At 40.4% G+C, this 12747-nt stretch carries 12 protein-coding genes; 8 read left to right on the top strand and 4 right to left on the bottom strand.

Translation table 11 applies throughout. The annotated features are described in order from the left end of the window. Positions 1–33 precede the first annotated feature (33 nt). The 5 genes from P2W73_RS03060 (at position 34) to P2W73_RS03080 (ending at position 5328) form a co-directional block, all read left to right on the top strand. A complete protein-coding gene (locus P2W73_RS03060; protein WP_276500514.1) occupies positions 34–981 on the top strand; it encodes a ribose-phosphate diphosphokinase in 948 nt (315 codons plus the stop codon). A gap of 41 nt (positions 982–1022) precedes the next feature. Continuing rightward, positions 1023–1646 carry a 50S ribosomal protein L25 gene (locus P2W73_RS03065; protein ID WP_276500515.1) on the top strand — a complete coding sequence of 208 codons (624 nt, stop codon included), beginning with the start codon at positions 1023–1025 and terminating at the stop codon, positions 1644–1646. A 128-nt stretch (positions 1647–1774) separates the two neighbouring features. Beyond that, positions 1775–2344, top strand: a complete 570-nt coding sequence (gene pth, locus P2W73_RS03070) for an aminoacyl-tRNA hydrolase (protein ID WP_276500516.1) — start codon at positions 1775–1777, stop codon at positions 2342–2344. 148 nt (positions 2345–2492) lie between these two features. After that, complete coding sequence (locus P2W73_RS03075) at positions 2493–3104, top strand: fumarylacetoacetate hydrolase family protein (protein WP_276500517.1); 612 nt, start codon at positions 2493–2495, stop codon at positions 3102–3104. 196 nt (positions 3105–3300) lie between these two features. Continuing rightward, positions 3301–5328: an alpha-ketoacid dehydrogenase subunit alpha/beta gene (locus P2W73_RS03080; protein WP_276500518.1), complete on the top strand. Its 2028-nt coding sequence runs from the start codon at positions 3301–3303 to the stop codon at positions 5326–5328. Here P2W73_RS03080 and P2W73_RS03085 read toward each other — a convergent pair whose 3' ends face one another. The 3 genes from P2W73_RS03085 to P2W73_RS03095 form a co-directional block, all read right to left on the bottom strand. Further along, complete coding sequence (locus P2W73_RS03085) at positions 5329–6024, bottom strand: response regulator transcription factor (protein ID WP_276500519.1); 696 nt, start codon at positions 6022–6024, stop codon at positions 5329–5331. 6 nt (positions 6025–6030) lie between these two features. Next, entirely contained in the window at positions 6031–7302 is a 1272-nt protein-coding gene (locus P2W73_RS03090) for a sensor histidine kinase (protein ID WP_276500520.1), read from the bottom strand. A gap of 151 nt (positions 7303–7453) precedes the next feature. Further along, positions 7454–7702 carry a hypothetical protein gene (locus P2W73_RS03095; RefSeq protein ID WP_276500521.1) on the bottom strand — a complete coding sequence of 83 codons (249 nt, stop codon included), beginning with the start codon at positions 7700–7702 and terminating at the stop codon, positions 7454–7456. 337 nt (positions 7703–8039) lie between these two features. Between P2W73_RS03095 and P2W73_RS03100 the strand changes: the two genes are divergently transcribed. From P2W73_RS03100 to P2W73_RS03110, 3 genes are all read left to right on the top strand, one after another. Continuing rightward, entirely contained in the window at positions 8040–8330 is a 291-nt protein-coding gene (locus tag P2W73_RS03100; protein ID WP_276500522.1) for a hypothetical protein, read from the top strand. 82 nt (positions 8331–8412) lie between these two features. Continuing rightward, complete coding sequence (locus tag P2W73_RS03105; protein ID WP_276500523.1) at positions 8413–10815, top strand: TonB-dependent receptor; 2403 nt, start codon at positions 8413–8415, stop codon at positions 10813–10815. A gap of 158 nt (positions 10816–10973) precedes the next feature. Next, on the top strand, positions 10974–11219 hold the full coding sequence (locus P2W73_RS03110) for a hypothetical protein (protein ID WP_276500524.1): 246 nt from the start codon (positions 10974–10976) through the stop codon (positions 11217–11219). Positions 11220–11293: 74 nt separating this feature from the next. On the opposite strand, the gene P2W73_RS03115 is transcribed toward P2W73_RS03110, so the two are convergent. Beyond that, entirely contained in the window at positions 11294–12637 is a 1344-nt protein-coding gene (locus P2W73_RS03115; protein WP_276500525.1) for a sensor histidine kinase, read from the bottom strand. Positions 12638–12747 lie beyond the last annotated feature (110 nt).

The following is a 12747-nucleotide window of genomic DNA, read 5'->3' on the forward strand; positions in this document are numbered from 1 at the left end:
ATAGTAATATCTTCGCCGCACATTTTTAAATTCATGCAATCTGCTAAAATTTTCTCCGGAACCAGCTCTGAATTATTGACCCAGGAGATTTGCAAGAGATATGGAACAAAGCCGGGAAAAATTAATATTCAACACTTTAGCGATGGTGAAATGTGTCCCACTTTCACCGAAAGCATCCGCGGTGATTTTGTTTTTTTAGTGCAAAGCACCAATTCCCCGGCCGACAATATTCTTGAACTGTTATTGATGATCGATGCTGCCCGTCGGGCCTCAGCATATAAGGTCATCGCAGTTTTACCTTATTACGGTTATGCCCGCCAGGACAGAAAGGACAAACCTCGTGTGGCAATTGGAAGCAAGCTGATAGCCAACATGTTGGTTGCTGCGGGTGCGGACAGGATCATTACCATGGACCTGCATGCACCGCAGATCCAGGGGTATTTCGACATACCGGTTGATCACCTGGATAGCCATGCAGTTTTTATTCCTTATATAGAGAATCTGAAGATGGAAAACCTTACCTTTGCCGCCCCTGACGTGGGTTCAACCAATCGTGTAAGGGAAATTGCCAACTACTTTAATGCAGAAATGGTCATCTGCGATAAGCACCGTAAGAGGGCTAACGAGATTGCGAGCATGGTAGTGATAGGAGATGTAGCCGGAAAGGATATTGTCATCATTGACGATATCTGCGACACCGGAGGAACTTTGGCAAAAAGCGCAGCTCTTTTAAAGGAAAAAGGTGCCAAAACAGTACGGGCCTTAATTACTCACCCGGTACTGAGTGGCAAGGCTTATGAAAACATTGAAAATAGTGTATTAGAGGAACTGGTTGTTTGTGACACTATTCCCCTGAAAAATCATAGTTCGAAAATTAAAGTGATATCGGTGGCAGAACTTTTTGCTGTAGCCATCCGGAACGCTTTTGAAAATAAAAGCATCACCAGTCTATTTATTCATTCGCAAAGACGGGATAAATAAATTGGCAGAAACCATAGCAAACAAATAAATAAACATAAAAAATGAAAACAATTACAATCAAAGGACAACTGAGGACCGGATTCGGGAAAACCGCCACCCGCCAGCTCCGCTCTCAGGAACAAGTGCCGGGTGTAATTTACGGGGGTGCTCAGGAGATCAATTTTTCAGCTCCTGCAGCGGCGTTTAAACCTTTAGTATACACTCCAAGTTTCCAGTTAGCTGAAGTAGATGTAGATGGCAAAATCTACAAATGCATCTTAAAAGATCTGCAATTTGATAAGGTTACAGATAGTCTTACCCACGTTGATCTTATGGAGCTGGTAGAGGATAAAAAAGTGATAGCGACTATTCCACTGAAATTTACTGGTAGCTCAAAAGGGGTGAAAGATGGAGGTAAGTTTATTGCTAAAATCAACTCACTGAAAGTAAAAACATATCCTAGATACCTGAAGGAGCAAATTGAAGTGTCTATTGACAACCTGGAGCTGAATGGCAATATCCGGGTAGAAGATGTAAAAGAAGAACATTACGAGATTTTGAACTCACCTCGTATTCCAATTGCTTCTGTTGTATTGACAAGACAGTTGAAGCAGGAAGAAGCTGCTGCACCTGCTGTTAAAGCCGCTGCGCCTGCCGCAGCACCAGCTGCCGCTGCAAAAAAATAAATCAGTAAAAGAATATTGTATAACCCGTGTCGCATTGATACGGGTTTTTTATTGGTTAATACGATATTTGGCAACTAAATGTGATAATTAAAAGACGCTTCTTTGAAATTATCTGTCCAGGATAAGCTATGAAATACTTGATTGTTGGCTTGGGAAATGTGGGTAATGAGTATGCTCATACCCGGCATAATATCGGCTTTGATGTAGTGAATGCCTTTATAACAAAGCACGGCGCAACTTTTCGTGTTGACCGTCTGGCTTATGTTGCAGACATAAAATGGAAAGGCCGGTCATTTATTTGTATTTGTCCCACCACCTATATGAATTTGAGTGGCAAGGCCATTAAATATTGGTTGGATAAAGAGAAAATAAGTCTTGAAAACATGCTGGTGATACTGGATGATCTGGCAATTCCGCTTGAAAAGCTCCGGCTTCGGCCTTCAGGGAGTGACGCTGGCCATAACGGTCTTAAAAGTATTCACGAGACATTGGGTAGTATTGAATATCCTCGCTTGAGGTTCGGTATTGGAAATAACTTTCCAAAGGGGAGGCAATCTGATTTTGTCCTGGGCAAGTGGCGAAAAGAAGAAGAACCATTAGTAAAATTGAAAATTGACAAATCTGTCGAAGCCATAGAGATTTTTGGCACGCAGGGGATAACGGCGGCTATGAACCTGGTAAATAATCACAAGTTTTGATTATGATAAGTCATATTGATTACTTATTTTAGCACTCCGACCCTGCGAGTTTTAAACTCCACTTACCCTATAGATTACCTGAATATATATGGGATCAACAGTCCATGGAGTAGTATCCGATGTATTTTAACACCAACCATCCAGATTTATGAAGATTTTTTGTGTAGGCCGTAATTATGTTGCTCATGCCGAAGAGCTTGGTAATGATGTTCCTGACGAGCCGGTTATTTTTATGAAGCCTAAAAGTGCAATGTTGCAGCCACATGCACCTTTTTATTATCCCGAGTTTACCAATGAATTACATTACGAATGTGAATTGGTGCTTCGCATAAGCAAAAATGGGAAATACATCCAGGATAAATTTGCCAGTAAATACTACGATGCAATTACTACAGGTATCGACTTTACGGCAAGAGATATACAAACAGAGTTAAAAGCAAAAGGATTACCCTGGGAGAAAGCAAAGTCCTGGGATAATTCAGCAGTGATAGGAAAGTGGGTACCCCTGACCGAGTTAAAAAACAAGAAAGACATCAATTTCAGCTTGTTTAAAAACCAGGAATTGGTGCAAAAGGGATCTTCAGCCAATATGATTCATGATTTTGACAGTATTGTTGCTTACATTTCTAACTACTTTTCGGTAAATATCGGGGACGTAATTTTTACCGGAACACCGGCCGGCGTCGGGGAGGTAGTGGTAGGAGACGAATTGGAGGGTGTACTGGAGGAAACAAGCATGTTCAAATTGGAAGTGAAATAAAGCCAATCGAAAAATCCACTCAAACAAACCAATTGCTTATAGCCATTCGCTCCGCGGATGGCTTTTGTTTTAATGCCATACTAACACTTGTTCCCCTTAAATTTGCCTTTCGTCCGGGGCCCCGAGCATGACGAAGGGACGGCGGATGCTTGCTTACATGACTGATATTTCATTACTACTGAAAGCATATAAGGCCATGAGCCTTGTAAAAAAAATGGCGGAAACTTATGAAAATAATCGCCCCATTTGCAAATACGTCCATTCTACCTCACGTGGCCATGAAGCTATACAATTAGCTACTGCCTTTCACCTGCAGCCGCAGGATTTTGTAAGCCCTTATTATAGGGATGAAAGCATGCTGTTGGGGTTGGGCTTTACTCCATTTGAACAAATGCTGCAATTGCTTGCCAAGGGAAATGATATTTTCACGGGTGGCAGAGAATACTATTCACATCCCAATTACAGGGGAGATGATAAGCCTACCATCATTCATCAAAGCAGTGCTACTGGCATGCAGACGATTCCGACAACAGGAGTTGCACAAGGAGTACAATATTGGGAGAGAAATGATTTAACAAGATTAAAAAAAGGAGCAGGAGGAGAGTTGCCCATCGTGCTGTGTTCGTTGGGAGATGCAAGCATTACTGAGGGTGAAGTAAGTGAAGCCTTCCAGTTTGCAGTATTAAAACAGTTGCCTATTGTCTACCTGATCCAGGATAATAACTGGGGGATTAGTGTTTCGGCAGAAGAAGCAAGAGCGATGAATGCCTTTGAATTTGCTGCCGGGTTTAAAGGGATGAATCGCATACAGGTCGATGGCAGTGATTTTGAAGCATCGTACGAAGTAATGAAGCATGTGTGTAATTCAGTTCGTAAAGAAAGAAAACCCTGGTTGGTTCATGCACAGGTGCCATTGCTTGGTCACCATACAAGTGGTGTCAGGAAGGAGTTTTATCGTACTGACAAGGATTGGAGCAAACACCTGGAACACTGTCCGAATAATAAGCTGCGGAAAAAATTATTAGAAAAAGGGCTAAAGGAAGATGAGCTATTGGAAATAGAAAAAGAAGCTGCTCAAGAAGTAGCTAATGACTTTGCACAAGCAATTGCATCACCTGAGCCTGATCCTTCAACCGCCACTGATCATGTATTTGTTCCCACTACTATCGTCGAAGAAAAAGGTACAAGAGAACCCGCAAATGCTGAAAAAGTATTAATGGTCGATGCTGCTCTCTTTGCTATTCGTGAACTGATGGAAGATCACCCTGAAGCTATGTTATATGGCCAGGATGTGGGACAAAGATTAGGTGGTGTATTTCGTGAAGCCGCGACATTGGCTGATCGTTTTGGAGATAACAGGGTTTTTAATACTGCCATACAGGAGGCTTATATTGTTGGGTCAACAGTAGGTTTGAGTGCAGTCGGGATAAAACCCATTGTGGAAGTGCAGTTTGCTGATTATATCTACCCGGGATTTAATCAACTGGTAACAGAGATTTCCAAGAGCTGTTACCTCACTTGCGGAAAATTTCCGATATCGATGATACTCCGGGTACCGACAGGTGCTTATGGCGGCGGGGGGCCCTATCACAGCGGTTGTGTTGAAACAACTCTTCTTTCCGTCAAAGGAATAAAAGTGGTATATCCTTCCAACGCTGCCGATATGAAGGGATTGATGAAAGCTGCTTTTCACGATGGTAACCCGGTAGTAATGCTGGAGCACAAAGGTTTGTACTGGAGTAAAGTACCCGGAACTGAAGAGGCAAAGACTATCGAACCTTCAAGAGACTATATCATTCCTCTTGGTAAGGCAAACATCGTACTGCAAGCCGGCAATACTGCCATAGAAAAAGGAGAAACTTGTGTGGTTATTACATATGGTATGGGAGTTTATTGGACTAAAGCTGCAGCTAAAAGTTTTCAGCAGCAGGTTGAAGTTGTCGATTTGAGAACACTATACCCGCTTGATGAAGAGTTAATTTTTGAAAGGGTAAAACTTCATGGTAAGTGTTTAATAGTTACAGAAGAGCAACAAACAAATTCATTTGCAGAAGCGTTGGCCGGGAGAATTAGCAAAAACTGCTTTTCTTTTTTAGATGCGCCTGTAGCAGTATTAGGTGCCGCGGATGTTCCCGCTATTCCTATGAATATTTTATTGGAGCAGGCTATTCTTCCCGAAAAAGGGAGAGTGATGGAGGCTATTCAACGTTTACTGAATCAATAGTTACTGGCTTTCAGTAGTAAAACGATAGCCAACGCCATGGATGGTTTCGATATTTACTGCAGGTTCAACCGCCAGCAGTTTTCGTAGTCTTGTTATAAATACATCCATGCTTCTGCCAAGAAAAAAATCATTCTTACCCCATACATTGGATAATATATCTTCCCGTTTCAACACTTTTCCGGGATGAAGACATAAAAATTCAAGTAGTTCTGCCTCCCGTTGAGTAAGGCTGACTCTTTCCGAGCCTTTTGTAAATTCCAACTCTGCAGGAATAAAATGAAAGCTTCCCACGGCGTATGATTTTTGCGTTGTAGGCATGATTAGCTTGTTTCGCCGTAGAAAGACATTAATCCTTGACAGCAATTCTTTCATGTTGAACGGCTTTACGATATAGTCATCACCACCGGATTCAAATCCTTTTAATTTATCTTCCTGCAATGATTTTGCAGTAAGAAATAAAATGGGAACCAAATCGCTTTTTTGCCTGATCTTTTTGGCAAGACTGAATCCATCGCGGTAGGGCATATTCACATCAAGTATACACAGGTCAGGATTTGTTTTTTGATATTGCTCCCAGGCTGTTTCACCGTCCGGACAGTTAATTACATTAAAACCTGCATCATTCAGGTTGTCTTTAATGATAAAACCCAGTTGCAGATCATCTTCGGCTACCAGTATGTTTATTTTTTCTTGCATAAAAATTTATTGATAAGGTAATTCGATAGTAAACTTGCTGCCATTGCCGGGACTGCTGTCTACTTGTATATTTCCATTATGCGCTTTTACTATTTTTTTTACAAAACTCAGGCCTATTCCAAATCCTTTAGCAGTGTACACTTCTCCGTTTTGTATCCTGAAGAATTTGTTAAATATTTTTTTAAGCTGCTTGGTATCCATTCCTATTCCATTATCCCGTATGGATAGTAGTACATGTGAGCCCTCGTTTTTCGTTGTAATATCTATGACAGGATCTTTCGAATATTTGATAGCATTATCGATAAGGTTCATAATCACTATTACCATATAATCTTTATCAGCTGATAAAAATGAATTGCTGGTTCCAGGTTGAAATGTCAGCTTAGCTTTTTTCTCAATAATGAGTGGATTAAGGTTGGTGATGGCTTCGCCGATTAATTGGTTCAGCTCCAGCTTTTCTTTATGCAGGTGTAGTTGATGTGATTCAGTATGGGCAAATCGTAAAAGATTTTCAATTTGTTTTTGTAAATATTGTGATTGATATTCTACAATACCGGCATAGGTGGAAAGCTTTTCCGGTTTTGAAATAATAGTAGGATCCTTTAATACTTCTGCGGCTAGATTGAGTACCGATACCGGTGTTTTAAATTCATGCGTGACACTATGAAGGAAGTCTTTTTGTGTTTCTGTTAAAAATTTTTGTTTATAAAAATAATATAGGCTGGCGCCAAAAAAGAGAAGTAACAGGAGTAAAATGATGCTGCTGGCTATCCAAACATTTAATTGCGAAAGAATGTATTGTTTCCGGTTAGGAAAATACAGGCTCAGGTAATTGTATGACGTTTTAATAACCGGCAGGGGTTTGCCGTTTTTGTGTTTACTGACAGGAGCGGCTAATAAGTTTGTGTAAGTATATTTGGCCGAATCAGCATTATATAAGCCGATATAGCAATTTGTGAATATGCCAAAATCTTCCAACTCGTATTGAAGGTAAGTAGAAAGCGAGTCTGTACTGACAGGCAAGCTGATATTGGCAAGGTATAAATTTGGTTGTGGGTTTTCAATCAGGTCGGTGAGTGTTGACGAATTGTAAATTTTAATGTTAAGATCTTCGTATAAACCTCTTACTGCTTTTACTACACTATGGTCAAATTCTTTTTGCTCGAACAAATAGACTTTTCGTAACCATACCAATTGAAATATCAGTATGATAGCGATCACCAGGCTGCTGATAAAAATGCCAAGCCGTATTGTAGAGGATCGTAGCGTGATAGCCATAGCTTAGTTACTGACACAAAGCTTTAAAAAGCAAAGAATATGTTTTGTTAACATTGGTTAATCGAAAGTTAACTGTTTTATACCTCGCACCAAAAAAAGAAGACGATCCAACAGGATCGTCTTTGCTGTAATCGAAAAACCACCAAACCAACTACTTATTTTCTACTTTTTTTGCCGCTTTGCTTTTGTGATGATGTTTCCTTTTTATAGGTACCATCGTCTTTTTTGATGTGGCAGGCTTAGGGCTTACACTGGTTGCAGCGGTTCCGCTTGCTGCTGACGTTGTCCTGGCACTTACTTGTTTGGGAGTCGTTGTTTTTGCCACGGATTTTTGTACCTGTGCATTTGCAGCCCCTGTTGCCAGTAAAAAAGCAAGTGCAGGGATCATGTACTTTTTCATAACTGTATTTTTATTTTCTTGAATTGATACTGCTAAGTTGCACCAGTTATTTTTCCCTTGTATAAAATGGAGGCCTCCTTAACCGTGGATTAACAGCTATTAATGAAATGTAAATAGCGGCGCTTCGGTTTAATTCAGGGAATAAAATGGCATTCCTTTGTAAGTAAAATAAATTAGAAAGAATAAAGTATCTGTAGAACTTTTCGTCGATGATTATAAAATAGCATAAGCGTAATTGTAGTTTTTTTGTTATAAAAATGAAATATAGTTGCAAATTTTTCTTTTCTTTGCAAAGTCAATGGGGCACAATAATTCAATACGGCGAGGAATATCACTCATGCTGCTGCTGGTTTTCTTCCAGCAAATAGGCGCCGGTTTATTTATTCATAACCTCCTTCACAACAAAAAACAACCAGTACAAACACAGGCCAAAAAGCACGAAAATGCAAAGGAGATCAACTTTGCTTGTTCTTGTGTTGACAATTTTTTAATGCCTTTTATTGAGGCTGACGAGCCTGTTGTCACGTCTCCATCGGTAGCTTATAGTAGCCCAGCTAATGCGGTTGCCGAGCCGGTTTATTTTACATCATTGATTTTTTCTTCTCTTCGCGGTCCGCCCATGTCTTAGAATAAATTTTTGTAGTTCCGGTTATATTCCGGGAGGTTGGTATTTATTTATTGAAAGGACTTTCTTTTTAATTTATTCTATTATGACAAAAAAGCGAATCGTATTTTTTTTCAGCGGGTTATTCTTTCTATATAACATTAACATTAATGCACAGGAAAGATCTGTTTTAACGGGCAGGGTAACTGATCAAAAGACAGGAACGCCATTGCCGGGTGCTAATATCCACATTCATGACATAAACCGCGATGCCGTGTCAAATGACAGCGGGCAGTATAAAACTTCTTTTATTCCTGCAGGCAACTACCTGGTTGAAGTGTCTTATATCGGGCATACCAGTACGGTGGAGAGAATAAATATAAACGGCGTTACTATCAAAGATTTTTCACTTAATACTGCGATTATAGAGCAGGAGGGAGTCACCGTCACAGGTGTGTCTACAGCTACCCGCCTGAAACAATCACCACAACCTGTTACTGTGCTGAAAAAGGCGGAGTTGTTAAAGATCAGCTCTTCTAATATTATAAATAGTCTGACACATGTAGCAGGCGTTAACGCATTAACAACGGGCCCTGCGATTTCAAAACCTTTTATTCGTGGCTTGGGCTATAACCGGGTATTGATTGTGAATGATGGCGTAAAACAGGAAGGGCAACAGTGGGGTGATGAACATGGTGTGGAGATCGATGATTATAGTGTGCAAAGAGTGGAAGTGTTGAAAGGGCCAGCCTCTTTGATGTATGGCTCTGATGGTCTCGCAGGTGTTATCAATATTCAGTCACTGGCGCCGGCACCCGAAGGAACAATCAATGCAAATATCCTGGGTGAATATCAAACTAACAGCAAGTTGCGGGGTTACTATGGTAATGTGACCGGTTCCAAAAATGGATTTAGTTTCAATGCGTATGGTTCTTACAAGGGAGCGCAGGATTATAAGAATAAATATGATGGATATGTATTCAACTCAAAATTCAACAACCGGAATGTTGGTGGAATGTTGGGTTATAGCGGATCATGGGGACACAGCTATTTGCGGTTAAGCAATTTTGACCAGCATATTGGGATGATAGAAGGGGAACGGGATGATGCGACGGGACAATTCTTAAAAGCGGTTGCCGGAGGCGGCGAGGAAATTGCCAATAAAAATGATTTTAGATCAATTGATCCTTTTGTTCCTTTCCAGCAGGTGCAGCATTTCAAAATTTCCTCGGATAATAGCTTTAATGTTGGCAAAAGTAAATTGGATATAGCTGCTGGATTCCAAAGAAACCAGCGCAAAGAATTTGGTGACGCTGACAATGCAGACGTGCCCGTTGCTTATTTTGATTTAAAGACAATTAATTATTCAGCTAAATTGAATATACCTTATAAAGGTCAATGGAAAACCAGTGTCGGCATATCAGGCATGAATCAAACCAATAAAAACAGGGCGGAAGAAGCAATTATTCCAGACTATCTTTTATTTGATTTAGGGGGCTTTGTTTTTACACAATATCATAAAGATAAGCTATCGCTGAGCGGTGGTTTGCGCTTTGATAACCGGCATGTGGAAGGCAAACAGATGTTGGATGGTACTGATATAAAATTTGCATCATTCACTAAAAATTTTTCAAACTTGTCAGGTAGTGCGGGGTTGAGTTATGAAGCCAGCAAGGAGCTGACATTGAAATTAAATCTAGCAAGAGGTTTCAGGGCCCCGACATTGGCTGAACTGGCAAGCAATGGTGCACACGAGGGAACCAATCGATATGAATTAGGTAACCAGGACTTGAAATCTGAAACCAGCTTACAGGCAGATGCCGGCATTGAATTTAACAGCCAGCATATCACACTGGGTGCAGGTATTTTTTTCAATGCCATAAATAATTTTATTTACTATCGTAAAGTGTTGAATGCAGCAGGTACAGATTCGCTGGTTGTAGATCCTGAAAGCGGGAACCTGTTAAATGTTTTTGCCTTTGATCAGCAACGGGCAAATTTATATGGCGTAGAATTTAACATGGACATTCACCCGCACCCGTTGGATTGGCTGCATTTTGAAAATACATTTTCGTATACGAGAGCCCGGTTTTCAAACGCTATCGATGGATCTAAAAATGTTCCGAATATTCCGGCCGCAAGATACTTGTCACAACTCCGGGGAAATTTTTTGCAGAAGGGAAATCTTGCCCGCAATTTTTACATAAGCCTGGAAAGTGATTATACATTCCGGCAAAACAAAGCATTTACGGGCTATGGTACAGAAACCAACACACCGGATTATTGGCTCATCAATGCGTCTATTGGTACCGATATTATTCGTAAAGGTTCAACCTTATTTACACTAAGCCTTAGTGGAAATAATCTTACTGACGTGGCATATCAAAATCACTTAAGCCGGTTAAAATATACAGCTATCAATAATGTTACTGGCCGGCAAGGTGTTTATAATATTGGCAGAAGTTATGCGGTGAAGCTGAATGTGCCGCTGAGTTTTAAGTGGAATTAGTATCATTAATGTCCGGGTAATTTTTTTCGATTTCTTTGAAACTCTAAAGCCCCGGTTCGTGTCTCACGAACCGGAATCAAGTATAGTAGATCACCTTATAAATGAGCTAAGTTCTTCTTTTAATGAATTTATAGGAAGTATTTTAAAATGGTTGGTTCGTGAGACACGAACCAAGGCGTAGGCTCATCAATGCAGCTGTAGGCGCAGATATTATTCGTAAAGGTTCGACCTTGTTTACACTAAGCCTTAGTGGAAATAACCTTACTGATGTGGCGTATCAAAACCATTTGAGCCGGTTAAAATACACAGCGGTGAATAATGTTTCCGGCCGGCAAGGTGTCTATAATATTGGCAGAAGTTATGCGGTGAAGCTGAATGTGCCATTGAGTTTTAAGTGGAATTAGTATAAGCAAAACTTGGGTTCAAAAAAATTAAGCTGGTTGTTGCGACCGGCTTAATTTTTTTATCCCTGTCAATTTCAGAACTGCAACTGAAATGCCGTTCCTTCTCCCTCTTTTGATTGCACCGTAATATTTCCTTTGTGCAACATCATGATCTGCTTGCAAAGACTGAGGCCAATACCGCTGCCGCTCTTCTTGGTGCTGAAGAAAGGAATAAATATTTTATCCATTAATTCTTCCGCCATGCCATGACCATTGTCAGCTACTTTAATGACAATCTTCCGGTTGCTGGACATAAAAGCCGATAATACAATCCGTGGTTCTTCCTTATCTTTTACGGCTTCAATGGCGTTCACCACCAGGTTGATCAGCACCTGCTCAAGTAGAGCGGTATCGGCTTCCACAACAAGATCAGTATCTTTTAATATTGTTTCCACCTCAATATTTTTTTGTTCCAGTGTGGGCTGCATCAGTTGAAGCAGGTTTTCAAAAATATCCCTGACATATGCTTTTCTTAAGTTTAGTGTGGTGATCTTATTGAGGTTCCGGTAGGTTTCAGCAAACTTCAGCAAACCTTCACTTCTGCGCTTAATGGTTTCAATGCCTATTTCCAGGTCATCAACAGAGCCCGAATCATTATTCAATGCACCGACTGATTCCTGCAGGCGGCTTTTTAGTGTAGAAGCCAGTGAAGAAATGGGCGCCACGGAATTCATGATCTCGTGTGTCAATACACTCAATAATTTTTGCCAGGCTTTTGATTCCGTTTCATCCAACGCTTCACTCACGTTTTGAAAAGCGATCAGCTTATATACTCTTCCCTCTGTTTGAAAAGCGGTGGCTGATAATAATATCTTGAAAGATGATCTTTCAGGGTGAGCCGTAGCAATCTTGTTCTCACCGGGTTTCAGGCCCATGATCTCGTGGTAAAGTTCTCCATCCCTTTTTTGTAACGAATGGATTGTTTTCAGATAGGGAAGTTGTAACATTTTTTTCAGGGTCTCATTCATCCATACTACTTCTCCCGAACTTTCTTCATAGGAAAGAATGCCTGTATCGACAAGCTCCAAAATCTTTTGCAGGTATTGATACTGTGTTTCTTTCTCCTTGCTGATCACTTTAAAAGTAGTGTTGATCTCGTTGAACCCTTTACGCAACGGTTGTATATCTGCAGAAGCATGCTTGACATCAAAATACCTGGAAAAATCCCGGTAATGAATGGATTCAACAAATTGATCCAATTCTTTATGCGCTTTATTGTGAAAACGATAAAATTCAACCAGTTCATAAATGATCACAGGTAGCAGCAGCACCAGGTATATGTACAATCCTTTTACTAACAGGAATGACCCTGCGCTTAATGTAATAAACAGCACCAGCACTCTTAGTAATATCCGCCACTCAATTTTTTTAAATAACATAACCTTTAGTAGTGTGAAAAGTGAAAAGTGAGAAGTGAAAAGACAAAGGATAAAGGACAAAAGTGAAAAGAAAAACTGAAATCAACTGCCAACTGCAAAATATTAACTGC

The sequence above is a fragment of the Terrimonas pollutisoli genome, assembly GCF_029360765.1.
In the GTDB taxonomy this organism is placed as follows: domain Bacteria; phylum Bacteroidota; class Bacteroidia; order Chitinophagales; family Chitinophagaceae; genus Terrimonas_B; species Terrimonas_B pollutisoli.